The sequence below is a fragment of the Plantactinospora sp. B6F1 genome, from assembly GCF_040120695.1.
Lineage (GTDB): Bacteria > Actinomycetota > Actinomycetes > Mycobacteriales > Micromonosporaceae > Plantactinospora.
This window is the reverse complement of record NZ_JBEEAC010000007.1, coordinates 249,317-273,294: the sequence shown is the minus strand read 5'-3', so window position 1 is coordinate 273,294 and position 23,978 is coordinate 249,317. Positions and strand designations below refer to the sequence as shown.

At 71.8% G+C, this 23,978-nt stretch carries 27 protein-coding genes; 11 read left to right on the top strand and 16 right to left on the bottom strand.

The window, feature by feature from the left end:
* The first annotated feature begins 460 nt into the window (after positions 1–460).
* Together ABNF97_RS13150 and ABNF97_RS13145 are read left to right on the top strand one after the other, a co-directional pair.
* Positions 461–1,549 (top strand): S-(hydroxymethyl)mycothiol dehydrogenase, encoded by a 1,089-nt coding sequence (locus ABNF97_RS13150; protein ID WP_130460945.1) that lies wholly within the window; start codon positions 461–463, stop codon positions 1,547–1,549.
* Entirely contained in the window at positions 1,549–2,178 is a 630-nt protein-coding gene (locus ABNF97_RS13145; RefSeq protein ID WP_349338688.1) for an MBL fold metallo-hydrolase, read from the top strand. Before ABNF97_RS13150 ends, ABNF97_RS13145 begins: the two co-directional genes overlap by 1 nt.
* Before the next feature lie 51 nt (positions 2,179–2,229).
* Here ABNF97_RS13145 and ABNF97_RS13140 read toward each other — a convergent pair whose 3' ends face one another.
* The 3 genes from ABNF97_RS13140 to ABNF97_RS13130 form a co-directional block, all read right to left on the bottom strand.
* A complete protein-coding gene (locus tag ABNF97_RS13140) occupies positions 2,230–3,516 on the bottom strand; it encodes an ArsB/NhaD family transporter (protein WP_349338687.1) in 1,287 nt (428 codons plus the stop codon).
* A 91-nt stretch (positions 3,517–3,607) separates the two neighbouring features.
* A complete protein-coding gene (locus ABNF97_RS13135) occupies positions 3,608–4,066 on the bottom strand; it encodes a CBS domain-containing protein (protein ID WP_349338686.1) in 459 nt (152 codons plus the stop codon).
* Between the two features lie 174 nt (positions 4,067–4,240).
* A complete protein-coding gene (locus ABNF97_RS13130) occupies positions 4,241–4,513 on the bottom strand; it encodes a cation:proton antiporter regulatory subunit (protein WP_349338685.1) in 273 nt (90 codons plus the stop codon).
* Positions 4,514–4,805: 292 nt separating this feature from the next.
* Here ABNF97_RS13130 and ABNF97_RS13125 point away from each other — a divergent pair, with 292 nt between their 5' ends.
* Positions 4,806–5,849 carry a sensor histidine kinase gene (locus tag ABNF97_RS13125; protein ID WP_349338684.1) on the top strand — a complete coding sequence of 348 codons (1,044 nt, stop codon included), beginning with the start codon at positions 4,806–4,808 and terminating at the stop codon, positions 5,847–5,849.
* The gene (locus ABNF97_RS13120; protein WP_207230406.1) at positions 5,846–6,508 is read left to right on the top strand and encodes a response regulator; all 663 of its coding nucleotides are present in this window, start codon (positions 5,846–5,848) and stop codon (positions 6,506–6,508) included. Before ABNF97_RS13125 ends, ABNF97_RS13120 begins: the two co-directional genes overlap by 4 nt.
* Positions 6,509–6,540: 32 nt before the next feature.
* Here ABNF97_RS13120 and ABNF97_RS13115 read toward each other — a convergent pair whose 3' ends face one another.
* Positions 6,541–8,214, bottom strand: coding sequence for a copper resistance CopC/CopD family protein (locus tag ABNF97_RS13115; protein WP_349338683.1), 1,674 nt, complete (start codon positions 8,212–8,214; stop codon positions 6,541–6,543).
* A gap of 90 nt (positions 8,215–8,304) precedes the next feature.
* Between ABNF97_RS13115 and ABNF97_RS13110 the strand changes: the two genes are divergently transcribed.
* Positions 8,305–10,401, top strand: coding sequence for a prolyl oligopeptidase family serine peptidase (locus ABNF97_RS13110; protein ID WP_349338682.1), 2,097 nt, complete (start codon positions 8,305–8,307; stop codon positions 10,399–10,401).
* Here ABNF97_RS13110 and ABNF97_RS13105 read toward each other — a convergent pair.
* From ABNF97_RS13105 to ABNF97_RS13090, 4 genes are all read right to left on the bottom strand, one after another.
* Positions 10,354–12,813 (bottom strand): hypothetical protein, encoded by a 2,460-nt coding sequence (locus ABNF97_RS13105; protein WP_349338681.1) that lies wholly within the window; start codon positions 12,811–12,813, stop codon positions 10,354–10,356. The genes ABNF97_RS13110 and ABNF97_RS13105 overlap by 48 nt on opposite strands.
* A complete protein-coding gene (locus ABNF97_RS13100) occupies positions 12,810–13,142 on the bottom strand; it encodes a helix-turn-helix transcriptional regulator (RefSeq protein ID WP_207230404.1) in 333 nt (110 codons plus the stop codon). Before ABNF97_RS13100 ends, ABNF97_RS13105 begins: the two co-directional genes overlap by 4 nt.
* Positions 13,143–13,209: 67 nt before the next feature.
* Positions 13,210–13,944 (bottom strand): LysE family translocator, encoded by a 735-nt coding sequence (locus ABNF97_RS13095; protein WP_349338680.1) that lies wholly within the window; start codon positions 13,942–13,944, stop codon positions 13,210–13,212.
* Between the two features lie 3 nt (positions 13,945–13,947).
* Positions 13,948–14,694: a metallophosphoesterase gene (locus ABNF97_RS13090; RefSeq protein ID WP_130460937.1), complete on the bottom strand. Its 747-nt coding sequence runs from the start codon at positions 14,692–14,694 to the stop codon at positions 13,948–13,950.
* A gap of 93 nt (positions 14,695–14,787) precedes the next feature.
* Here ABNF97_RS13090 and ABNF97_RS13085 point away from each other — a divergent pair, with 93 nt between their 5' ends.
* The gene (locus tag ABNF97_RS13085) at positions 14,788–15,399 is read left to right on the top strand and encodes a CGNR zinc finger domain-containing protein (RefSeq protein ID WP_349338679.1); all 612 of its coding nucleotides are present in this window, start codon (positions 14,788–14,790) and stop codon (positions 15,397–15,399) included.
* Between the two features lie 118 nt (positions 15,400–15,517).
* Here the strand turns inward: ABNF97_RS13085 and ABNF97_RS13080 are convergent, their stop codons facing one another.
* Both ABNF97_RS13080 and ABNF97_RS13075 read right to left on the bottom strand, forming a co-directional pair.
* The gene (locus ABNF97_RS13080; RefSeq protein ID WP_130460935.1) at positions 15,518–15,937 is read right to left on the bottom strand and encodes a PIN domain-containing protein; all 420 of its coding nucleotides are present in this window, start codon (positions 15,935–15,937) and stop codon (positions 15,518–15,520) included.
* A complete protein-coding gene (locus ABNF97_RS13075; RefSeq protein ID WP_349338678.1) occupies positions 15,934–16,143 on the bottom strand; it encodes a type II toxin-antitoxin system VapB family antitoxin in 210 nt (69 codons plus the stop codon). The genes ABNF97_RS13080 and ABNF97_RS13075 overlap by 4 nt, the downstream gene beginning before the upstream one ends.
* Positions 16,144–16,146: 3 nt before the next feature.
* On the opposite strand from ABNF97_RS13075, the gene ABNF97_RS13070 reads away from it, so the two are divergent.
* The 3 genes from ABNF97_RS13070 to ABNF97_RS13060 all read left to right on the top strand — a co-directional run bounded on the left by ABNF97_RS13070 (position 16,147) and on the right by ABNF97_RS13060 (position 18,160).
* Entirely contained in the window at positions 16,147–16,455 is a 309-nt protein-coding gene (locus tag ABNF97_RS13070) for an isochorismatase family protein (RefSeq protein WP_349338677.1), read from the top strand.
* A gap of 470 nt (positions 16,456–16,925) precedes the next feature.
* The gene (locus tag ABNF97_RS13065) at positions 16,926–17,489 is read left to right on the top strand and encodes an MFS transporter (protein ID WP_349338676.1); all 564 of its coding nucleotides are present in this window, start codon (positions 16,926–16,928) and stop codon (positions 17,487–17,489) included.
* Complete coding sequence (locus ABNF97_RS13060) at positions 17,438–18,160, top strand: MFS transporter (RefSeq protein WP_349338675.1); 723 nt, start codon at positions 17,438–17,440, stop codon at positions 18,158–18,160. The genes ABNF97_RS13065 and ABNF97_RS13060 overlap by 52 nt, the downstream gene beginning before the upstream one ends.
* 172 nt (positions 18,161–18,332) lie before the next feature.
* Here ABNF97_RS13060 and ABNF97_RS13055 read toward each other — a convergent pair whose 3' ends face one another.
* The 4 genes from ABNF97_RS13055 to ABNF97_RS13040 all read right to left on the bottom strand — a co-directional run bounded on the left by ABNF97_RS13055 (position 18,333) and on the right by ABNF97_RS13040 (position 20,900).
* Positions 18,333–18,557 carry a DUF397 domain-containing protein gene (locus ABNF97_RS13055; RefSeq protein WP_130460933.1) on the bottom strand — a complete coding sequence of 75 codons (225 nt, stop codon included), beginning with the start codon at positions 18,555–18,557 and terminating at the stop codon, positions 18,333–18,335.
* Positions 18,554–18,727 carry a Scr1 family TA system antitoxin-like transcriptional regulator gene (locus ABNF97_RS34160; RefSeq protein ID WP_502930481.1) on the bottom strand — a complete coding sequence of 58 codons (174 nt, stop codon included), beginning with the start codon at positions 18,725–18,727 and terminating at the stop codon, positions 18,554–18,556. The genes ABNF97_RS13055 and ABNF97_RS34160 overlap by 4 nt, the downstream gene beginning before the upstream one ends.
* 294 nt (positions 18,728–19,021) lie before the next feature.
* Entirely contained in the window at positions 19,022–19,828 is an 807-nt protein-coding gene (locus ABNF97_RS13045; protein ID WP_349338673.1) for a hypothetical protein, read from the bottom strand.
* Between the two features lie 118 nt (positions 19,829–19,946).
* Positions 19,947–20,900: a L,D-transpeptidase gene (locus tag ABNF97_RS13040; protein ID WP_349338672.1), complete on the bottom strand. Its 954-nt coding sequence runs from the start codon at positions 20,898–20,900 to the stop codon at positions 19,947–19,949.
* Between the two features lie 90 nt (positions 20,901–20,990).
* Between ABNF97_RS13040 and ABNF97_RS13035 the strand changes: the two genes are divergently transcribed.
* Positions 20,991–21,419 carry a VOC family protein gene (locus tag ABNF97_RS13035; protein ID WP_349338671.1) on the top strand — a complete coding sequence of 143 codons (429 nt, stop codon included), beginning with the start codon at positions 20,991–20,993 and terminating at the stop codon, positions 21,417–21,419.
* 78 nt (positions 21,420–21,497) lie between these two features.
* On the opposite strand, the gene ABNF97_RS13030 is transcribed toward ABNF97_RS13035, so the two are convergent.
* Positions 21,498–22,592, bottom strand: coding sequence for a DNA polymerase III subunit beta family protein (locus ABNF97_RS13030; protein WP_130465657.1), 1,095 nt, complete (start codon positions 22,590–22,592; stop codon positions 21,498–21,500).
* A gap of 590 nt (positions 22,593–23,182) precedes the next feature.
* Between ABNF97_RS13030 and ABNF97_RS13025 the strand changes: the two genes are divergently transcribed.
* A complete protein-coding gene (locus ABNF97_RS13025; RefSeq protein ID WP_165436602.1) occupies positions 23,183–23,494 on the top strand; it encodes a peptidase inhibitor family I36 protein in 312 nt (103 codons plus the stop codon).
* A 157-nt stretch (positions 23,495–23,651) separates the two neighbouring features.
* Here the strand turns inward: ABNF97_RS13025 and ABNF97_RS13020 are convergent, their stop codons facing one another.
* Entirely contained in the window at positions 23,652–23,966 is a 315-nt protein-coding gene (locus ABNF97_RS13020; protein WP_349338670.1) for a hypothetical protein, read from the bottom strand.
* Positions 23,967–23,978: the final 12 nt, after the last annotated feature.

Below are 23,978 nucleotides of genomic sequence, written 5' to 3'. Positions count from 1 at the left end.
CTCGGTGATGGCCGGGAGCCATCGGTTGACGAAAGTCATGATGGTCGCCTTCCATTCCGGGGGTACGACACCACCCGACAGACGGGCAGGTCGAAAGGAAAGAAACCCGAAGAAACTCGGGGGGAAAACCAAAGCCCCACAGCACAACACCCCTGCGGGCGGCCCCGCCGGGGCGTGCTGCTGCGGACGTACGCCGGGTATAACCATGGCCGGCGGCCCGGTGTTCCGCGATCCGGCCCCGCCACCGACGGCGATCATGACCAAAAACCGGACACCCGGCGTCGGACGGGACGCCGGGCCCCGGAGTCCGGTCCGGGAAGGCAGCAGGGCGGCGAACTCGCCGTCCCGGATCGGCCCGACCGCGACGGTCGTCCCGAATTACGGTGGTTGCCGGCCGGTGCGAAGGAGGCCGTGGCCTGCCAGACTTCCTGGTGCGGGACCGAGATCTTGAGGAGGCAGCGTGAGCCAGGAAGTGCGCGGGGTCATTGCCAGGGCCAAGGGTGCGCCGGTCGAGGTCACCACCATCGTCGTACCGGATCCCGGCCCCGGCGAGGCCGTGGTGCGGGTGCAGGCCTGCGGCGTGTGCCACACCGACCTGCACTACCGCGAGGGTGGCATCAACGACGACTTCCCGTTCCTGCTCGGGCACGAGGCCGCCGGAATCGTCGAGCAGGTTGGTGCCGGGGTGACCGACGTCGAGCCGGGCGACTTCGTGGTGCTCAACTGGCGGGCGGTCTGCGGCACCTGCCGGGCGTGCCGGCGCGGCAGGCCGTGGTACTGCTTTGCCACCCACAACGCCGGGCAGAAGATGACCCTGACCGACGGCACCGAACTCTCCCCGGCGCTCGGGATCGGCGCCTTCGTGGAGAAGACCCTGGTACACGCCGGGCAGTGCACCAGGGTCGACCCGGCCGCCCGGCCAGCCGCCGTCGGGCTGCTCGGCTGCGGTGTGATGGCCGGCCTCGGCGCGGCGGTGAACACCGGCGGCGTGACCCGGGGCGACTCGGTCGCGGTCATCGGCTGCGGCGGAGTCGGCGACGGCGCCGTGGCCGGCGCGGCGCTGGCCGGCGCGACCACGATCATCGCGGTCGACACCGACCCGCGAAAGCTGGACTGGGCCAGGGGATTCGGCGCGACGCACACCGTCAACGCCAGCGAGACCGACCCGGTGGCGGCGATCCGGGAGCTGACCGGCGGATTCGGCGCGGACGTGGTGATCGAGGCGGTCGGGCGGCCGGAGACCTGGAAGCAGGCGTTCTACGCCCGCGACCTGGCCGGCACGGTCGTGCTGGTCGGGGTGCCCACCCCGGAGATGAAGGTTCCCGACCTGCCGTTGCTCGACGTCTTCGGCCGGGGCGGCGCGCTCAAGTCGAGCTGGTACGGCGACTGCCTGCCGGACCGGGACTTCCCGATGCTGACCTCGCTCTACCTTCAGGGCCGGCTCGACCTGGACGCGTTCGTCACCGAGGAGATCGCCCTCGACCAGGTGGAGGCCGCGTTCGACAAGATGGGCCAGGGCGACGTGCTGCGATCGGTGGTGATCCTCTGATGGCGGTCCGCATCGACCACGCGGTCACCTCGGGTACCTTCTCGCTCGACGGCCAGACCTTCGAGGTGGACAACAATCTCTGGGTGGTCGGCGACGACGCCGAGTGCGTGGTGATCGACGCGCCGCACGACGTGGGCGCGATCCTGGCCGCGGTCGGCGACCGGCGGGTACTCGCCATCCTGGCCACGCACGCCCACGACGACCACGTGCGGGTCGCGCCGGAGCTGGCCGAGGCGACCGGTGCGCGGGTACTGCTGCACCCGGCGGACCGGGTGCTCTGGGACATGGTGCACCCGGGGGTGCCGCCCGGCGGGGAACTGCGGGACGGGCAGTCGATCGAGGTGGCCGGGGTCACGCTGGAGGTCCGGCACACCCCCGGCCACAGCCCCGGGGCCTGTTCGCTGTACGTGCCCGGTCTCGGGGCGGTCTTCACCGGCGACACCCTGTTCCAGGGTGGCCCCGGGGCGACCGGTCGGTCGTTCAGCGACTTCGGCACGATCGTCGAGTCGATCCGGCAGCGGCTGTTGAGCCTGCCGCCGGAGACGGTGGTGCACACCGGGCACGGACCGAGTACCACCATCGGTGCCGAGGCACCGCATCTCGACGAGTGGCTGGCCCGGGGCCACTGATCCGGCAACCCGGCGCGGAGCGCACCGCTTCCGCGCCGGGCCGGACCGGTATCACATGAAGTACCGCAGCCAGACGTAGACCCAGGCGAGCACGGTACTCAGCAGCGTGACGATGATGCCGTACCGGGTGAACTGCCAGAACGAGATCCGGTGGCCGGTACGGGCGGCTATGCCGATCGCCACCACGTTGGCGCTGGCGGCGACCGCCGTGCCGTTGCCGCCGAAGTCCGCGCCGAGGGCGAAGGCCCACCACAGTGCCTGCCCGGTGGTCGGGTCGGGCGCCTCGGCCACCAGCCCCTCCACCACCGGAGCCATGGTGGCGACGTACGGGATGTTGTCGAAGAAGGCACCGAGCACCGCCGAGCCGAAGAGCAGCGCGGTCGCGGCGGCGAAGAAGTCGCCGTCGACCTGGTCGATCACCCACCCGCCGAACGTGGTGATCACGCCGGTGTGCACCAGGCCGGCGACCATCACGAACAGGCCCACGAAGAAGACCAGGGTCGGCCACTCGACCTCGTCGAGCACCTCGGACACGTCCATCTTGGACACCATCAGCATCACGCCGGCGCCGACCATCGCCACCACCGACGGGTCGATGTGCAGGACCGAGTGCAGCCCGAAGGCGACCACCACCAGGCCGAGGACGACCAGGCAGCGGACCAGTAGCCGTACGTCGGTGATCGCCCGGCGCTCCTGCAGTGCCAGTACCGCCTCGACGTGTTCCGGGTTGTACTTGAACGACTTGCGGAACAGCACCCGGGTGAAGACGACGAAGACCGCGAAGATCACCACGACCACCGGGGCCATGTGCACCAGGAAGTCCGTGAAGGTCAACCCGGCGCGGCTGCCGATGATGATGTTGGGCGGGTCACCGATGAGGGTCGCGGCACCGCCGATGTTGGAGGCGAGGATCTCGGCGATCAGGTACGGCTGCGCCGGAATGTGCAGCCGGTTGCAGACCACCACGGTGACCGGGGCGACCAGCATGATCGTCGTGACGTTGTCCAGGAACGGCGAGGCGATGGCGGTGATCAGCATCAGCATCACCATCAGCCGGTACGGCCGGCCGGACGACTTCTTGGCGGCCCAGATCGCCAGGTAGTCGAAGAGACCCGTCTGTTTCAGCACGCCTACGATGATCATCATCCCGAGCAGCAGGAAGATGACTTTCCAGTCGATTCCCTCGTGCTCGGAGAAGTAGACGTCCGCCCCCGGCGCGAAGCCGAACACCAGCATCGCGGCGGCGGCGATCAGCACCACCTTGACCTTGTCCACCTTCTCGGTGGCGATGAAGAAGAACGCCACCACGAAGATGACGAGCGCCGCCAGGGCGCTCATCGCACGAACTCCGGTCGGGAGGTGCCACCCGGCGGCGCGGTGCCGGGGCAACCGTCCGCCGCACGACGCGCGGCGGCCGGCCCGGCCGGGGTCAGGTGTCCGAGTCCACCACCGCGAACTCGGCGAGTACCCGGTCCAGGGTGATCGCCCCGACCAGTACCCCGGCGCCGTCGACCACGGCCACCAGCGGGCTGCGCTGGCGAGCCATCAGTGCGGCGACCTCCAGCAGCGTTCCGTCCAGGCCGACGGTCGTGACCCGGTCCGGTTCCCGGAACAGACAGTCGCCCACGGTCAGGTTGTCCAGTTCCTCCCAGAAGAGGTCGGCGCGGGCCTCGTCGATGGTCCGGGCCAGCACCGCATCCTCCCGGTACGCCCTCGGCACCGCCATCCGGAGCACCTGGGTGCCGGGGAGCACGGTCTTTGGTCTGCCGCGGTCGTCCACCACGATCATTCCGGGCAGCCGGCGCAGGGCCATCAGCCGGACCGCGCGGGCCACCGAATCGTGGACGGTCACCGTCGGCACCACCGCGGCGATCTGCTGCGCCTGCATTCCACCATCTCCCCGGGCGCGGACCAACGTTGGCCGTCGCGCCGCAACGGTAGGGCTTGAGGGATTCTCCGACAATCCCGAAGGACTCTTCGACAACATAGCCCTCCTGCGACGACGGGTTCTCCGGGCGCCGGGGGGCCTGGCCGGCGATGCGGCCGCGGGTGCGTACCGCGATCACGCGGATCCGCCGTGCAGCTCGGCGAGGCGGCGCTCCAGGTTGGCGAGCCGGTCGGCGATCGGGGCGGTGTGCAGCACCTCCGCGAATTGGTCGGCCTCGTCCTGTTCCAGCGTGATCCGCTCCACCGGTACGTCCGGATCGTCCGGTCCGTAGATCAGCAGGGACCGTAGGCCGCTCTGGTCCAGCAGTACGCCGAAACGTTGCCCGCCCCGGGTCAGGAAGTGGTTCACGACGCCGACGCCGGGAACTGTGGTCCGGGTGATATCCACTTAGGGCCTCGCTCGGGGTAGGGGCGGCGTGGCGGCGCCGTCCCGTACGCCGGCCGTGCTCGTAGGCTCGGTCGCAGGGGCTCGGATGCCGGTTCCGGTCTCGGTCTCGGGTTTGGCCGCCGGTTCCGGTATCAAGAATTCGCCGGAAGCGGCCCACCCGACCATCGGGTCGGACACCCATCTGTGGTGGGGTGGGACATGCAGGTCACCCACGGTGCTGACCCGTCGGCCCGGCCGCGGTGGGTGCCCGACCAGATGGACAAACCGGTAGCTCACGGGCGAGGCTGGCAGGGTGACCGACACCACCGACCGGACAGGGGAGCCCGGACCGGACGCCCCGGGGCAGTCCGGCCGCCCCGGTCGCCGCGCCCCGGCCCAGGCGCTGTTCCGGCGGCTGTTCCTGCTCAACGGCCTGGTCTTCACGATCGGCACGCTGGTGCTGGCACTCTCCCCGGCCACCGTATCCTCACCGGTGCTGCTGGCCGAGATCCCGGTGCTGACCGTCGGGCTGGCGCTGATCCTGGCGGTGAACGCCCTGCTGCTGCGGGCCAGCCTGGCCCCGCTGGACGCGCTGACCATGTTGATGCGCCGGGTCGACCTGCTGCGATCCGGGGATCGGCTGGTGGACGCCGGCAACGGTGACCTGACCAACCTGATCGAGACCTTCAACGCGATGCTCGACCGGCTGGAGGCCGAGCGCAGCGCCAGCAGCGCGCACGCGCTCGCCGCGCAGGAGGGGGAGCGGCAGCGGATCGCCCGGGAACTGCACGACGAGATCGGGCAGAGCCTCACGGTGGTGCTGCTGGGACTCAAACGGGCGGTCGACCGGGCCCCGGCCGAACTGCGCGAGGAGTTGCACGCGGTGCAGGAGACGCTGCGGGAGAGCCTCGACGACGTGGGACGGGTGGCCCGGCGGCTCCGGCCGGACGTCCTGACCGACCTCGGGCTACTCAGCGCACTCAACGCGCTGGCGACCGAGTTTTCCCAGGTCAGTGGGGTGCCGGTAGTGCGGCGATCAACACCGGACCTGCCTGCGCTGAGTGCGGAAAAGGAGCTGGTGATCTACCGGATCGCCCAGGAGAGCCTGACCAACGTGGCCCGACACGCCCGGGCCGGCCGGGTCGAACTGTCGCTGCGGGCCGGGGCCGGCACGGTGGTGCTACGGGTCGCCGACGACGGCCTCGGCGAGGTACGCGAGGAAGGCGCCGGCATTCGGGGGATGCGGGAGCGGGCGCTGTTGATCGGGGCCCGGTTGACCATCACCGCCACAGCCGGCGCCGGCACCGAGGTCCGGCTCACCGTGCCGGCCTGCGGACCGGGGGAGAGGGGGGCGTGAGCGTGTCCACGACGAAGACCCGCATCCTGCTGGCGGACGACCACGCGCTGGTCCGGCGGGGCCTGCGGCTGATCCTCGACGCCGAGCCCGACCTGCGGGTGGTGGCCGAGGCCGCCGACGGGGCGGAGGCGGTGGAGGCGGTCCGGCGCACCGAGGTCGACCTGGTCATCCTGGACATCGCGATGCCGAGGTTGACCGGCCTCCAGGCGGCCCGGGAGATCTCCCGGCGAGCGCCCGGGGTACGGATCCTGATGCTGTCCATGCACGACAACGAGCAGTACTTCTTCGAGGCGCTTCGGGCCGGGGCCTCCGGCTACGTGCTCAAGTCGGTCGCCGACCGGGACCTGCTGGAGGCGTGCCGGGCGGCGATGCGCGGCGAGCCGTTTCTCTACCCGGGTGCGATCACCGCGCTGATCCGGGACTACCTGCACCGGGCCCGGCAGGGCGAGAAGCTGCCGGAGAGCATTCTGACGCCCCGCGAGGAGGAGATCATAAAGCTGATCGCCGAGGGCAATTCGGCCAAGGAGATCGCCGAGGCGCTGGTGATAAGCGTGAAGACGGTCGACCGGCACCGCGCCAACATCCTGGCCAAACTCGGCATGCGGGACCGAATAGACCTCACCCGGTACGCCATCCGGGCCGGCCTGGTCGAGCCCTGACCCGGGCCGCGTCGAGCCCTGACCCGCGCCGCTCAGCGCACCCGTACGACGGTGCGCACCGTGGCCTGGTCGAACTCCGAGGTGCGGACGGTGAACCGCAACTCCCAGTCGCCGGGGATCGGGAAGTTCACCGCCCCGACCGCGTGGTGCGGCTCGATGCCCAGCATCGGGGTGTCGGTCGGCTCGACACCCTGCGCCGGCAGCGCGGCGGTCAGCGTCCACTCCACCGCCGGCAGCGGCTTGCCGTCCGGGGTGTAGACGTAGGCGTGCACGGTGTTGTGCGGCCCGAGCTGCACCGGGTAGACGTCGAACTGGAGGGTGTAGAGCGGTGAGCTGAGGGTCTGGGCGAAGGTGTCCGAGGCGGCGATCTCGGCCTCGATCCCGGCGTTGCGTCCCGGAGTCGTCTGTACCAGCACCGAGCTGACCCCGAGCACGACCAGGCCGACCAGCACCTCCAGGCCGACCGTCCGGCGCAACCGCCGCCGCCCGGCGACCGCCGCCCCGGCGGCTGCGGTGGCGGTCACCCGGCGGCCGACCAGGCGGCGGGCGTACCCGGCGGCGCCGAGCAGCAGGGCCAGCAGCGCCACCTTCACCAGTACCAGCCGTCCGTAGCCGGTGCCGAAGAGCGCCCCCGGTGTGCCGACCTCGACCACCGCCTGCACCACACCACCGGCGACCAGCCAGAGCACGGCGATGCCCGCCCAGCGGGACCAGACGGGCAGGATGGCCGCCAGCACCCGGGGGTGGGCGGTCCGCAGCGGGAAGCCGACCAGGGTCACCAGCCCGCCGAGCCAGACCGACATCGCGGCCAGGTGTACGACACCGGCGATGCCGCTGGCCAGCGGGGTGGGGGAGGCGGCGGCGTGTCCGGCCAGCGGCCAGGTGGCCAGACCCGCCAGCCCGAGCGCGACCAGCAGTCCGACCCGGACCCGACCGGCCCGACCGGCCAGCACCGGCGGCAGCAGGGCGGCGACCAGCGCCAGGATGCCCAGCCTGGCGGCGAGCGCCAGCCCGAAGTCCGAGCCGAGCACCTGCCGCAGTTCGGTGGCGGAGACGTCCAGCAGCCCGGCACCGCTGGTGTAGGGCGCCTGCGCCCAGAACCCGGCCAGGGTGCCGGCCGCGACCAGCAGCAGCCCGATCCGGACCAGCCGCACGGCGCCCCGGCGGGACAGCCGGCGCGGCCAGAGCAGCCCGAGCAGCAGCGCCGGACCGATCAGCAGGACGAGCCCGGCATACCCGAGGTACCTGGTCACCGGCACCGCGACCTGGACGTCGAGGCGTACCGCCTCGTCGGCCGGTTCGGGCGGGCTGGCCGACGCGGCGCCGACCGCGAAGGTGTAGCTGCCGGCGACCGGGTGGCTGTCGGCGGAGATCACCCGGTAGCTGACCAGGTACGTGCCGAGCGGCCGGTCGGCGACCCGGATCGGGATCCGCAGCGTGGCGTCCCGGACGCTCGGGTCCCCGTCGTTGATCCGCTTGCCGTCCGGGGCCAGCACCTGGGACCGGCCCGGCACCAGGGCCACCGGTTCGCTGAAGGTGATCGTGACCTCGGTGGGGGAGAAGCCGAGGACGGCCTGCTGCTGCGGCACCGTGTCGACCACCGCGGCGTGCGCCACCGCCGGTGCCGGCGGCCCGGCCAGCACCACCACCGCACCGAGCAACAGCACCACCAGTACAGCGCGGCCGAGGTGTAAGGAACGTCCCACCTTAGTTAGATCGTTTTTCGGCGTCCGGAAGTTCAATCCGCCATCTGACTGAGCGGAAACATTGTTCACCTTCTGTGGTAGGAACCCTGCGTGTCCCCGGATCTCCACGACGAATTCCGCTGGCTGGAGGCGCTCTCCGGCCCCGAGGTGACCGCCTGGGTACGGGCCCGCAACGCGGAGATCCGAGCCGCGCTGGCCGACGACCCCGCGTTCGACACGCTGAACGCGCAGCTGCGTCAGGTGTTGGACGCCGCGGACCGGGTGCCGTTCGTGCATTGGGACGGAACCTACCTCTACAACCTCTGGAAGGACGAGGCCCACCCCCGGGGGCTGTGGCGGCGTACCACGCTCGACGAGTACCGCCGGACGGAGCCGAGCTGGGAGGTGCTGCTCGACGTCGACGCGCTTGCCGCCACCGAGGGCGAGCCGTGGACCTGGCAGGGCGCGATCGTGGCGCGGCCCGGGCACCGGCGTTGCCTGATCAGGCTGGCCCGGGGCGGCTCGGACGCCAGCGTGGTCCGCGAGTTCGACCTGACGACCCGGGCCTTCGTACCCGACGGCTTCGCCCTGCCGGAGGCGAAGAGCGACGTCAGCTGGATCGACGCCGACCACATCTACGTCGGCACCGACTTCGGCCCCGGATCGCTGACCGCCTCCGGCTATCCCCGGATCGTCAAGCGCTGGCGCCGGGGTACCCCGCTGGCCGAGGCCACCGTCGTCTACCAGGGCCGGGACGACGACGTCTCGGTCTACGCGGTGCACGATCCGACGCCGGGCTTCGTCCGTGACTTCCTCGGCCGCCGGCTGGACTTCTTCCGTCGGGAGGAGTTCCTGCGCACCGTCGACGGCGAACTGGTCCGGATCGACGTGCCGGAGGACGCCGAAACCGACGTACACCGGGAATGGCTGCTGATCGCGCTCCGCTCGGACTGGGCGGTCGGCGGCCGGACGTACGCCGCCGGCACGATCCTGGTCACCCGGCTGGACCGGTTCCTCGCCGGTGAGCGCGACCTGACCGTGGTCTTCGCGCCCGGCCCGGACAGCGCGCCCGGCCGGCACGCCTGGACCCGGTCCCACCTGATCCTGAGCAGCCTGGTCGACGTCCGCGGCCGGATCGAGGTCCTCACGCCCGGCGCGGACGGCTGGCACCGGCGACCGTTGCCGGCGGCGGTGCCGACGCAGGAGCGGCACGTGGTCATCGTCGACACCAATCCGGAGTACACCGACGAGTACCTGCTGGCCAGCACCGACTTCCTGGCGCCGACCGCACTGCACCACGGCACGGTCGGCGGGCCGGCCGAGACCTTGAAGCGGGACCCGGCGTTCTTCGACCCGGCCGGGATGGCGGTCCGGCAACTGCACGCCCGGTCCGCCGACGGGACCCGGGTGCCGTACTTCCTGGTCGGCCCGGCGGGGGAGCCGTCGACCGGACCCACCCTGCTGACCGGCTACGGCGGCTTCGAGATGGCCTGGACGCCGAGCTACAGCGGGATCATCGGGCGGGGCTGGCTGGCCAGGGGCGGCAGTTACGCGGTCGCCAACATCCGGGGCGGCGGCGAGTTCGGCCCGCGCTGGCACCGGGCGGCGCTGCGGGAGAACCGGCTCCGGGCGTACGAGGACTTCGCCGCCGTGGCGACCGACCTGGTGGACCGGGGCATCACCGTGCCGGCGCGGCTCGGCATCGAGGGCGGCAGCAACGGTGGTCTGCTGATGGGGGTGATGCTGACCCGGTTTCCGGAGTTGTTCGGCGCGGTGGTGGCCCGGGTGCCGCTCTTCGACATGCGCCGCTACCACCTGCTGCTGGCCGGCGCCTCCTGGATGGCCGAGTACGGCGACCCGGACGACGAGGCCGACTGGGCGTTCCTGCGCGAGTACTCGCCGTACCACAACATCCGGCCGGGGCGGTCCTATCCGCCGGTCCTGCTCGTCACCTCGTCCCGGGACGACCGGGTGCATCCGGGCCACGCCCGCAAGATGGCCGCCCGGATGCGCGGGTACGGCTACGACGTCTCCTACTACGAGAACATCGAGGGCGGGCACGGCGCCGCCGCCGACAACGCGCAGCTGGCCTTCAAGTGGGCGCTGATGCTGCGCTTCCTCTGGCGACGGCTCACCGGCGCCGGTCGTCCCGGACCCGGGTCAGCCGCCGGCCCAGCCGGTGGAGCTGGCGTCGCCCCGCCAGGGTGACGGTGACGACGTTGCGCCGCGGCCGGTGGGGTCGAGGCTGCCGGCCAAATCGGCAGGCGCATGCACCTTCCCAGGTCCCGTGCCGGTGCAGACCCCTGCATCGTCGTCGGGCGGGTTCGGGCCGGGGCCAGGAATCGTCGGGGTCGGTCGGCCCGGCGCCACCCGGATGGCGATCACCACGGCCAGCACGGCGGCGAGCAGTACCGCGCCGGTCAGGTAGGGCAGCCCGTCGACCGGCCGGCCGTAGTCCGCGGCGCGCTGCAACGGGTCGCCGAGCAGCGGGGCGAGGGCGAGTTGCGCGTACGCCGACGGCAGGCCGAGTAGCACCGCGCCGGCGCCGAGGGCGGCCCACCGCCAGGCGGCTCCGGGGCGCCGCCGGAGGACCATGGTGGCGAGCGCGACGGTCAGCAGGGCCGGTCCGAGCGCGGAGGCGAAGCTGACCTCGTCGACGGCGCCGCCGACGAGTGCGCCGAGGGCGGCCATCAGCAGCACCGGCACCCCGACCAGGGGAGCGGCGACCGCGACCGGCAGCCGATTCTCGCGTACGGCGAGCGCGGTCGTCCCGGCCAGCGCCGCGAACGCGGCGGCGGTGAGTGCGGTCCCGATCGGGTACCCGGGCGGGGTCAGCTCGCCCGACCAGTTCGCCCGGAACAGCAGCGCCGGAGCACACCACGCGGCCACCGCGGCCGCCCAGGCGAGCCGCCGCCGTACGACGTGTTCCGGAACAGCCGCCCGGTCACCCCGTTCGGTCCGGCGGGCGAGGGCGCCGCCGAGCCACCAGCCAAGCGACAGCACCGCCACACCGACGCCGAAGGCCGCGGGCAGCAGGCCCGGCCGGGCGAGGTCGGCGGCGTCGAGTACCGAGTCGACGGCGAGCAGCAGCGCGGCGGTGCCCAGCCCGGGCAGCAGTACCGGGCCACGGGCGGCGGACACCACCAGCAGCCCGAGTACGGCGAACACGATCCCGGCCTGGCGCAGCTCCTGGGCCCACAGGTGCAGTTCCCAGCTCTGCACCTCGTCGACCGCCGCCACCTCGGAGAGCCCCGGTGTGAGGACCGTCGCCGCGTACGCCCACAGGCCCAGCCCGACCGCCGCGACCGCCACGCCGAAGCGGCGGAGCCCGGCACCGGCCCGGCTCCAGCCCGACCGCCGGCCGATCGGCGTCCGGCCGCTGGGCGCGCCGACCGCGGTTGCCGGATCGGCGGTGCCGGCTGCGCTGGCCGGGTCCGCTGCGCTTGCCGGGTCTGCTGCGTCGGCCGGGTCTGCCGCGTCGGCCGTCGGAACGGTCCGGCGGGTCCGGGCCGCCGCCATGCCGTAGCAGAGTCCGAACGCGGTGCAGGCGAGCAGCGGGCGCATGGTGTTCGCGACGATCATCACGACCATCTCCGACGCCACGTAGCCCTGCGAGACCCGGCCGAACCGGACCCCGCTGCCGTGCGGGTCAAGCAGGCTGAGCGGGAACCACCATGGTGCGGTACCGAAACTCAGGTTCTCCGCCACCGCCGCGTGCCAGCCGGCGAGCACCGCGACCAGTTCGAGCGCGAGCAGTCCGCCCCCGACGGCGAGCAGTGCCGCCATCCGGCGCCGTCCACGATGGACGAGCCGGGCGGCCGCCCCGCCGAGCGGTGCGACGAGGACGCCCCAGAGCAGTAGTGCCGGTATCGGCTCGGAGACCAGCACGGTGACGCCCGGCTGCGGTTCCGGAGTGGAGTGTGTGACCAGGTGCAGGGCCACCGCCCCGGCTGCCATCAGCAGCGGGGCCAGCACCGCAGGGACGGCCACGCCGAGCCGGATGTGCCGGGCCTGGTCCACCGGCAGTCGCCGGCCCAGCCATCCGCCGAGCCAACCGGCGAACGCGGCCCCTGTCGCGAGACCGGCGACCGAGGCGACGTTGCCGGCCCAGTCGATGCCGGGGGAACCCGGGCCGGCGCCGCCCGGGTATCCCCGGGTCAGCGTCAACACGGTCGTGCCCACCATCTGGAGTGCGCCGATCAGCACCTGGCAGAGCAGCATCGCGCCGAGCAGCGCCAGCACCGGTTGCAGGGCCCTGCCGGCACCGGGCAGCACCTCCCGCCAGCCGCGCGGTACGCCGTGCCCGTCCTCGGCCGGTGGCGAGCCGGCGAGGCTGACCGCGAACCGCAGTTGCCGGACGGCCCGGTTCACCGGGCCGGCGCCCGGCTCGGCGCGGATCGCCGCCAGTTCGGCGCGCCACTCCGGCAGCATCCGCAACTCGGCGGGCCAGCGCCGCGCGGCGATCCGGAGCAGGGCATCGGCGATCACCGGCACGCCCCTGCCGCCGGTCGCGGATCCACCCGGGGCGGCTGGCGGCTGCTGTCCGGTCTCCGGTTCGCCCGCGCCGGTCGGCCGTTCTCCGTCGCTCTGCGGCTCGCCCTGGTCGACTGGCCGGTTCATGCCGGCCTCGGTTTCGAGCTGGTCGGCTGGGCGGTGCCGCCGAGCTGCTGGTGCAGCAGGGCCAGTTCGGTGCGGGCCCGGGCCAGACCGTCCGGGGTGAGCCGGTAGTAGCGCCGCGCGGGCCGGCCCGCCTCGACCGGGTCGATCTCCTCCCAGGCCGAGTCGACCCAGCCGGCCCGTTGCAGCCGGACCAGGATCGGATAAAGGGTGCCGCTGGGCAGCCCGGTCGTGCCGATCAGGTCCAGTCCGTAGCGGTCTGTCGTCGCGTCTTCGAGGAACGCGGCGAGTACCCGCGCCACGGCGGTGGTCACTCGCACCTCACTACCCATGCGCGGAACTCTACATAGGGCGGCGCCCGGTGTCACGCTCGACCGCGAGAGCCGGTGCGGTGCGGTCTCAGCTCACCGCCGTACGGACACCGAGGCCGACCAGGGTCACGCCGCTCGCCCGGTCGAGCGCCCGGCGGACCCGTACGGTGCGCAGCAGTCGGGCGGCCGCGCCCGAGATCGCGGTCCAGCCGGCGAGCCAGCAGCCGACGAGCAGCGCGTGCGCCGTGCCGAGTACCAGCATCGGGATGAGCACCGGACCGTCGACGTCGAGGAACTGCGGGGCGAGGGTCAGGTAGATGGCCGCGGCCTTCGGGTTGAGCACGTTGCCGAGAAGCCCCTGGAGGTAGGGATGGTGTCCCCGCCACGGCAACCGCCGGGCCCGGGCCGCCGACGGTCCGTCCACCGTGCTCGGTCCGTCCACCGTGCTCGGTCCGTCTGCCGTGCTCGGTCCGTTTGCCGTGCTCGGTCCGGCTGCGGTACGGGATCGAGGCGACCGCTCTGCCCGTGACCAGCGGCGGGTCGTCGACCAGAGCAGCCACGCCCCGAGGCCGACCAGATAGCCGGCCCCAAGCAGCTTGACCAGCAGAAACGCCTGGGACGAGCGGAGCACGAGCGCGGCCAGCCCGACGGCGGCGAGCATCGCGTGCACGTAGAGGCCGGTGAGGGTACCCAGGATCACCCACCAACCCTGCCGGCGCCCGCCGGCGGCGACCCGTGAGACGACCAGGGCCAGGCTGGTGCCCGGGGTCGCGGTGATCGGCGCGACGGCGGCCAGGAAGCCGAGTACGGCGATGCCGTGCACGGCTCAGACCACCACCCGGTAGTGCGTGGTCAGCAACCCGGCGTCGTCGTAGACGTGGAACGCCACCCCGGGCGGCTGGGCCAGGTCGACCAGTGGCCCGTCGCCCTCCCACGGCAGCCGGAGCGTGGAGACGACCCCCGGGGCGATCCGGAGCGGTCGGCCGGCGAAGGTGCTCGCGGCGGAGGTGTGGAAGTGCCCGGTCAGCACCGCGACGACCTGCGGATGGGTGGCGAGCAGCGCGGCCAGCGGCTCGGCCGGCAGCAGTCGCATCGGGTCGATCACCGGATGGTGCAGGGCGACCGGTGGGTGGTGGAAGGCGACGAAGACCGGCGCTCCGGCCGGAGTGGCGTCCAACTCGTCGGCGAGCCAGCCCATGGTCTCCGCGTCGAGGTGCCCGTCGTCCCGGCCGGGCACCGACGAGTCGGCGAGCAGGAAGACGGCACCGGCCACGTCGTGCCGGCTGTTGATCGGGCCGGTCCCGCCGCGCGAGTCGCCGAGCAGACCCTTCCGGTACGCGTCCCGCACGTCGTGGTTGCCGGGGCAGGTCAGCACCGGCAGCGGCGAGTCGAGGAGCTTGGCGGCAGTCTCGTATTCGGCCACCTCACCGTGGTCGGCGATGTCTCCGGTGACCAGGATTGCGTCGACCGGTCGGGGCAGGGCGTGCAGGTAGTCCATCACCCGGGCGGTCCGCTCGGCCGACCGCGGATGGCTGTCCAGGTGTGTGTCGCTGAGGTGGGCGATGACGAGCACTCAGATCCCCCTAATGGTTGCTCGCGTTATAACCATTAGGGAAGCTACCCTGGGCTCAGCCGCCCGGACAAGCCGGGAGCAGAGGAGACGCCGATGACCCAGCAACTCGCGCTCGCCCTCGCTGGCACCATCCGGCACGACGGCAACGGCGGCGTCGCGGACGACCTCGCCGACATCGCCGGCCTGCACGCCTGGCTCCGGCAGCAGGCGGAGCCACTGCGCGAGTACGCCGGCAGTCCCGACCCGGCCGGGGATCAGGCCGACGAGCGGCTCCGGCTTGAGGTGGTCGGACTGCGTCGCGCCGTGCGTACCCTCTTCGCCCAGGCTGTCCGCCCCGGGCCGCCGAGCCGGGCGGACTCCTCCGCGCTGCTTCCACCGCAGGACGCTGTCGACCAGCTCAACCAGGCCGCCGGGCGATGGCCGGTCCGGCCGGTACTGAGCTGGCCGGACCAGGCGGCTCCAACCCTCGCCTGGTCAGGGGAACCGGCCGATGCCCGGGTACGCCTGGTCGCGGGGCTGGCCCGGGCCGCGATCGAGTTCCTGACCAGCCCGGCCCGGGACCGGCTGGCCGCCTGCCCGGCGCCCCGCTGTGTGCGCTACTTCGTCAAGGGGCACCCGCGTCAGGAGTGGTGCAAGGCGTCCTGTGGCAACCGCGCCCGCGTCTCCCGGCACTACCAGCGCCGGGCGGCGGACCGGACCAACTGACGACGAGTCGGTACCCGTGGCGGTCGCGGACGATGACCGGTGTGGCCGGACCGGCGTACCCCGCACCGACGAGGTCGGCACGGAGACGAAGGTCGGCTGACCGTGGAGGTGCAGATGATCAATCAGCCGTGCCAGGCTCGGTAACCCAGACCGTGGCCTGGCCGGTGATGGCGGCGATCATGTCGTAGTCACCGTCGTAGTGCAGGACGATGGCGCCGTGCCGTTCGGCCGTCGCGGCGATGAGGAGATCGGCCATTGACAGGGCGCGGTGGTTGCCCTTCCGGAGTGCCTGGATCTGCACCTCAATCGCCCGGTCCCACACCTCGTCTGGCGTCGCCAGCCAGTCGAAGCCGCGGAGCAGCCAACGGGCGCGCTGCGCATCTGTTGCCGTACGAGCGCTGTGAATCACTTCAATCTCCACCGCTCCGCAAACTGCCAACAGGCCCCGGTCCGAGAGTTCGTCCAGCACGGGCGCCACGGCTGGCTTGGGCCAGCGGGCTAGTGCGGACTTGTCCACCAGGTAGCGCTCGCGGCTCACGCCGCGTCGGGCCTGGCCGAGCCGGTTGGGCCGGTCAGGCCAGGCAACCCGCCATTTTTGAGCCAATCGGCGAACTCGCGGCGTTTCTCCCGGTTGACCGCCGCTTGCAGTGCGGCGTTGACAGTGGCTTTCTTTGTGGTCGTGCCGAAGATCTTCGCGGCCTCGGCGAGTAGTTCGTCATCGATGTCGAGGATGGTCCGGGACATGCTGTGCGCCTCCTCCGCGTGATCACTCACGTCTGGAAGTATATATCAAGTCTCGCTGATCTTGATATATCCAGGGTGCCTGCCCGCTGGTCGGGGTGGGTGGTGGACGTCCTCACCTGGGTCGCCCCGGATACCCGGCGCAGGCGCTTCCCAGTTCTTCACCGCCGACGACATCGCCGTGGTGAAGCCACCATTGGCGCGTCCTGTGGCACAGATTTGGCCGACCGGCTGCGGGCGCGCGGGGTGGACACAGTGGTCATGGCCGGTATTGCGACGACGATGGGGGTCGAGTCGACCGTGCGCTGCGTCTGATCACGGGTTCGAGGTCACCTTCGCCGCCGACGCAATGACCGGCATGACGGCGACCGAGCATGAGCACGCGTTGACGGTGGTCCTGCCGCGGTTCGGCCAGGTCGTCACCAATGACGAGGTGCTCGACTGGCTCTGTTGACGCCGAGAGGGCTGCCCAGAACACGCGGCAATCCACCACAGTCAATGACACGAGTGTCGCTCCGGGTGACGGCGGCCGTCCGGGATAGATCACCTGGTGATGTGGACCGACCTCAGAGATCATCGAAGGGTGTCGGCCGCGCTACCAACCTGTACTCCGGCAAGCGCCACATCTGGGCGCCGACACGCGCCCCCGACGCTGGCATCCGAACACCGCCTGTAACCCAGCACGTCGAGCGCGGACGAGGATTGCCGAGACACCATCCGGGGCATTGGTTGACCGGCGACCGGGCAACGACGTGGGTTGCGGAGTACGGCGTGAGAGACGGAGCATGGCGAACGACGCACTGACCCGGTCGGAGGCGGCCTCACCCGCCCCGCCGTTACGACGCACCTTCGTGTCGTTGGCCACCGCGATCCTTCTGCTGGGCATCGCGAACTCGATGGTCGGCTCGTACCTCGTGCTGTTCGCATCGGACGAGGTCAAACTGAGCCCGGAGCAGGTCGGGGCCCTCGCCTCCGCACCGGCCGTTGGCGGCATTGCCGTCAGCTGGCTCCTCGGCCGGCGGTTCGACCGCAGACCGCGGCGCTCCTACGCCGTCGCCGTGACCGTCCTGGGCGGACTGGGGTTGGCCCTGTTCACGTGGACACGGTCGTTCGTACTCCTGATCATCGTCGCCGCGACGCTGGTGGGCTGCAAAGCAGCGGCCTTCCCACAACTGCTGAGTATGGCCCGAGTGATCCTCGGCGACGGCCGCGAGGGTCAGCGTTCCGCCCCCTTGCTGCGCTCGGTCTCGTCGCTCGCGTGGGCGATCGGGCCGCTGATTGGAGCGGCTCTTCTGGCGTGGACGGATTCACGGCGATCCTGCGGGCGGCGGCCGTCATTCTGGCGGTGATCGCCTTGCTGGTCGCGACAGCCGTGCCGGCACCGCAGGACGCTCTCGAGCAGCAGAACGAGCAGAATCGTGCTCCTCGTCCCGACAATCCAACGCCACCTGCCGCACTGATTCTGCTGACCGCGAGTGTCACGTTGTTCTTCACAGCCATGTATGCGGGATCGGTGGCGCTTCCGCTTTTCGTCACGCGCGAGCTCCACGAGGCGGCGTCGACGGTCGGCGTGCTGTACAGCGCGTGCGCGATCGTGGAGGTCGTTGCCGCCCTCGCTCTCGCCGTGCTGCCGACCTGGATCAGTCAGCGGACGCTCATCCTGTCCGGCATGATGGCGTTCATCGTGTACTTCGGTCTCACCGTCGTGGCACATGACATGACGTTGCTGATGGTCGGCCAGGCGGCCCGCGGCATCGCAATCGCGGTGGTCGGCGCCGCCGGCATCCGGTACTTTCAGGACCTGCTGGCACCAGCTGCCGGCCGAGCGACGACGCTTTTCGCCAACGCGAGCACTGGCGGCGCCCTGCTGTCCGGAGTCCTCGCCGGCGGTGCGGTCAGCCGTTTCGGTTACACCGCCACGTTGCTGCTCTGTGCCGCAGTGGCGACGGCGGCGACCGCCACGTTCGCCGCCGGCGCCTTCGCTTTAGGGCACCACAAATGCGCGGTGGACGGCCGATAGCGCCGCTCCTGGCTCGGCAGCGTCCGCTCGGCTGCCAAGGCGGGCAAAGACCTGGCATCCGGTAGGCCGAGTCGAGCCCGGCCCGCACGGAGCGGTCGGCGGCCTGCGATTCGTCGAGCCGGTCGCTCGCGCGGCTCAGCCGATGAACCAGAACGTCGAAGTGTCAGAGTGATCAAGCAGGGGTGTGGAAGTCGAACTCGCCGTCCTTGACTCCGGCGACGAAGGCGTCCCACTCGGCTCGGGTGTAGACGATGGTCGCCGCGTCGGGTGCCTTGCTGTGCCGCAGCGCCACCCGTCCCGACCCGTCGAGCACTGGGCCTGCTTCGACGCAGCTACCACCCACGTCTGCGCTACGGGTGCTGATGTGCCAGGCCACTGCTGGCAGGGTGTCACTCATGCCAGATCCTCCGCGATCGTCCTGATCAACTGCGCCGACTCGCGTGGGCCGAGTGCGGCCTCCCGAAGACGATCGTACGCGCTGACGTACTTTGCTGCTTTGGGCAGCTCGAAGTACATCTGGCCCGCCAGGCTCTCCAGGTAGGCCACCTCTGGGTAGGGCTTGGGCATGCGAAACAGCCAAAACGAGCCTAGCGGCCGAGTGCCGACCGGTCCCGGTTCAGGTGCTCGGCGACCAGCTCCAGGCTCATGCCGCGCTGCTCGCGCAGGTCCCGGAGCCGCTGGCCACGGCCTGGACCGGTGGCCCCGGGTCTGCATGCGCCGGGACCTGTAGCCCGGCGGCCGGGACGCAGTGACGGGCCCGGACCGTGGAGGGTGATCCGGCGCCCCGGAGGGCGTCTCGGGGACAGCTCGGGAAGACCGTCCCGCCGCGCAATCCTCGCCGCTGCCCTGGAGCCGCCGGGCTCAGGGTTTCTCGACCTGGGCCGGAGCGGGCGCGGCGACCTCGACCGGAGCGCCGTAGCTGTCGAAGGCGACCTCGGTGTCGAAGATCATCAGCTGGGTGGAAGACCCGGCCTTCAGCCGTACCGGCCGGCCGCTCCCGTCCAGATATAGCGAGACGTCGAGGACGGCCGCGTCCCCGACCTGCTTCGCCCAGGCCGCCAGCTCCGGTCCGACGGTGTTCAGCGAGAAGTGCCAGTCCACGGTGTAGCCGGTGGTGCCCTCCGGCTCGCCCGGCGCCGGCGTGGCCTTCACACCGGTCGCCTCGGGCAGGCCCTGGTCGAGCAGGAACCGTGGGTCGAGCAACCGCGAGGTCACCAGTACGAACCACTCGGGCGCGACCGGCTGGTCCAGCGTGGCCTGCCAGCCAGGGGAGACCGCGAACCACTTCTTTCCCGCCGGCAGCTTCCACTGTGAGGAGGTCAGGTACGCCGAGGCGTCGACCGCGACCAGCCGACCGTCGATCGTCTGGGTCTCGCCCGAGCCGGTCTCCGTACGGTAGCTCCAGGAGACCGCCATCCCGGTCCCGGTCTCCACCTGGGCCTGCCCGGTGACGGTTCCGCCGGCGATGGTGCCACCGCTCTGCGTGGTCTTGAAGGTGGCGCGCAGCGTGCGGGCCTGTTTGATCGCCTCGGTCGCGTTCCGCATCGCCGTCGACTCCGGAGACGCTGCCTCGGACTCGCCGTCCCAGCCAAGCATCGTGCAGCCGCTCAGTACGACCAGGGTGAGGGCGGCAGCCAGCACGGCTCCGCCACGGTGCATCCGAGTCATCCCGCTCCCCGTTCCGGTGTCTCGGTAACCATCCGTAGGACGCCGGAGCCTAGCACCGGCCGATGGGCGGCGTGCCGAGTGGTTGGCGGGGGCAACCGGGCGGAACGGTCCGAAGTGGTCAGCGGGCGGCCACGGGCACCGGGCCGGCCCCGGAGAGCCGAACGGGTGCGGCGAAGCGGTCGAGCACCAGCAGTTCGGTGCCCGGGGGCACCTCGGCGAGCAGCAGTTCCTGTGCCTTGCGGGCTATCCGGATGCAGCCGTTGCTGTTGTTCCGGCCGAGCTGGGCGGCGTCGTACCAGGCGTGCAGCCCGATGTGCGCGCCGCGCAGCCCGGACGGCACCGAGTCCGGTTCCTCGGGTACGGCACCGAGCGCGAAGACCTCGGTGTCCGCGTATACCCGGCCGGGCAGGGTGGACCGGCCGAGGATGAAGGTCCGGCCCAGTGGTGTCGGCGTGGCCGAGGCGCCGACGCTGACCGGCCAGGACCGGACCAGCCGGTCGTCCCGGTACCAGTGCAGCCGGTGGGTCCGCCGGGCCACCACGACCAGGTCGCGCAGTTGCGCCGTGCTCCACGATCCGGCCGGCACCCAGCCGATGGTCCGGTTCGCCGACGGCAGCAGCACGGCGGTCCAACCCGCCCGGCGCGTCACGATCGGCATCGTCACCGGTACTCCACTGATGGTGGGCGTGAGGAAGGCCCGGGGTCGGCCGCCCGGCGCGTCGTACGCGGCGATCCGGCGGATCGGCCGGAGTCCCTCACCGAGCCGTACCGTCGACATCGGAGCCGGGTCCCGGGGAAAGCCGCGCGGTGCGGGGCCGTAGTCGACCACCGGCAGGTCCGCCGGGGGCGGCGCCGCGGGCAGCGTCGGCTCGGCGCTCGGCGACATCTCCGGGGTGGCCGGGGCCGGCCAGGGCAGGTCCGCCGGTGACCGGTCGGCGGTCCGCCGTGGCCCGGGCGCCGCGTCGACCACGACCACCGCCAGGACGAGCGCCCCACCGAGTACGGCCAGCGCGGCGACCGCCCGGCGGCGTGCCCGCCCCGAAGTCATCGGGTTAAACCGGACAAAAGCCATTCAAGCACTGTAAGTGATCGCTCCTGTCCGGTTGGTTATCTTCGCTGGCCCGCGTGTCCGTCAGTCGGGATCGAGTGCCAGACTGGGGCGATGACTGAGCCCTCTCCGGTCCGGCAACTCCGGCTGGTGGTCACCGCCGACGACTACGACCAGGCCCTCCGGTTCTACCGCGACGTGCTGGGCCTGCCGGAGCGGGCCGCCTTCTCCTCGCCGGACGGCCGGGTCGCGATCCTGGAGGCCGGCCGGGCCACCCTGGAGATCACCGATCCCGGGCACGCCGAGTACATCGACGAGGTTGAGGTCGGCCGCCGGGTCGCCGGACACATCCGGGTCGCCCTTGAGGTCGACGACGCACCGGCGGTCACCGCGACCCTGGCCCGGTCGGGTGCGACGGTGATCGCGGAGCCGACCCGTACGCCGTGGAACTCGCTGAACTCGCGGCTGGCCGCGCCCGGGCACCTGCAACTGACCCTCTTCACGGAACTCGACGAGCAACACCCTGACCAGGAGGGCGGTTGAGCCAGCCGGCCCCTCGAAGCTGGCGGACGCCTGACTGAGGGGCGGGGTCGGATCGGCGGACGCATGGATGAGGCGGGCTCAGATCCGCACCGGCATCAGGATGGAGAAGGCACGGTCGTCGTCGAGTCGGCGTACCGCCAGCGGCCGGATCGGTCCGTCGAGTTCGAGGACCAGTTGGCCCGAGCCGACCGCGTCCAGGGCTTCGAGCAGGAACTCCCGGTCGACTCCGACCCGCACCACCGGGTCGGTCGGAGTGTCGCCACCGGAGACGGTGAGCCGGTTCGCGGCGTCGACCGCGAGGACGCTGACCGCGCACCGGGCGCCGTCGTCCGCCCGTACCACCGTCCGGGTCCCGGCGGCGGTCAGTCGCTCGCGAAGCCCAGCCACGTCGATCGTCACCCGGCGGCGATCCGGCCCGCCGGTCGCGGTCCGCAACAGCCGGCGGTAGTCCGGGAAGTCGTGCGGCATCGGGGTACCGGTGACCCGGCGGTTCCGCACCCGCAGGCTGACGGTTGCGGGCCCGAGGGTGAGGGTCGCCGGCCAGCCGCCGGTCAACAGGGTCCGGGCCGCGTCGACGAACGAGACCGGCGCGGTCACCCCGGACGTCGCCCCGGCGCCGCTGCCCGGATCCCGGTCGGCGCTGACCCCGGAGACGGCCATCCGGTACCGGTCGGTGGCGACCAGCCGGAGCACGTCCCCGTCGAGTGCGAAGTGCACGCCACCGAGCATCGGCAGTTCGGGATCCGCCCCGACGGCGAACCGGACGGCGTCGACCGCCGCCGCCAGCTCCCGCCCCGGTACGGTCAGCCGGAGTTCAGGCTCGGCGCCGGTGCAGAGCGCCCGGAGCCGGGCAGCCTCCCGGCGGGCGTCGGCGAGGCCCTCCTCCAGCCGGCCCAGGTGCGCGTCCAACAGCCGGGACACGGCGGCCGGATCCGAGCCACTCAGCTCCAGCGCCCGGGTGACCTCGGCCAGCGGCATCCCGATCCGGCGCAGGCCGGCCAGCAGGCGGGCGGACGGTAGCTGCCACCGCGCGTACCGGCGGTAGCCGGTGCCGGGGTCGACCGACGCGGGCGGCAGCACGCCGGCGCCGTCGTAGAAGCGCAGCGCGCTGATGCTCAGGCCGCTCGCCCGGGCCATCTCCCCGATGCCGAGAAGTCGACCGTTCCCCTCCATGAGCAGGCATTCTGCCCCCTCGACCAGGTCGAGGGTCAAGCCGCGACGCCCGGGCCGCCCGGCGCCGCGCGCCGTGGCCGCGCGTCGACCCTGGACGATTGTCGAACGGTTGCCATAAACGGCACCGAACCGGATCGCGGGTTGGTTGTGACCGTACGAAGGACGTGTTATGTTATCGGCGCCATTCGATGGCTTGGTAGGGCGATTCCTGCTTTCTCCACCGAGAACCGCGTACGGGGGCGTCGCGTGAGTGTGAGAATTTCGCTGTTCGGTGCCGCACAATGGCGTGCTGGGCAAGAACCCAAACGATGACTCGCTGACACCACGCGGGCCATGGCCACCGCCGGGTTGCCCGCGTCGCCGCTACCGGTCACGGCCTGGGTCTGAACGATCCGGCGACCGCTGGCCGCAGGGCGCCACAAGTGCTGGGCAACGCGGCGTCACCTGCGCCTTCCGCCATCGTTTCAGTGTGCGACGAAAAAGGGGGAAACACCGTGCACAAATCGCGTTCCAATAGCCGGAAAACTCTCCGAGTGCTGTTGTCTCTGACAACTGCAGCCATTATCGGTGCCGCGTATGCCGGACCGGCGGTGGCCGCACCGGCATCGGTCGACGCCTCGGTGACGAGCAGTGGGACCTGTGAGTTCCTCCGCGCACTGTGCCTGTTCGAGGGGACCTCCTACACCGGGGACCGGTTCACCGTTTCCGCGCTGGACCCGGCCGTCGGAGTCTGTGTCGACCTGGTCGAGCACGGCTGGGACGAGCGGGCCCACTCCTGGATCAACACGAACAGCCGGGCGGCCGAGCTCTACATGAACGACGACTGCATCGGGCGGCCGATTCTGCTCACTGGCAGCAACCCGTCCTTCAGCTTCCCGGCGAGGAGCGTTTTCGTCTACTGAACCTCCCCGGCTGGGGTGGAGCACCTCCTCCCGAGCCGGAGAGCGCGCCGGCGGGCGGCCGAGGAAAGGCCGCCCGCCGGGCCCACAACCGCCCCGCCCGCCCCTCAGCGCAGCCTTCCAACTCAGCCTTTCAACTCACCCCCTCAGCTCAGCCCTCTCAGCGCAGCACCTCGCCGGTCTCGGCCAGCTGCTTCGCCTGGCGCAGCGCGGTGCGTACCGCCTCCCGGCGGTTCTCGCCGGTCAGCCGCGCCGACAGCCTGGCGAACAGGGACGACTCGTCCCTGCGGAGCACGGCGACGAGTTCCGTGCCGCGACCTCCGGGTGCCGGGCGCAGGGTCACCGTCACCCCGGGACCCAGGCTGGCCAGCGGCTCCGGGAGCCGCCCGTCGGGTGCCAGTTCGGCGGGTGGGCGGCCGACGGTGACCACGTACGGACGCGGGCCGGCGGCGGCCTGTCGCTCGGGTACGTCCATTGCCCCTCCTTG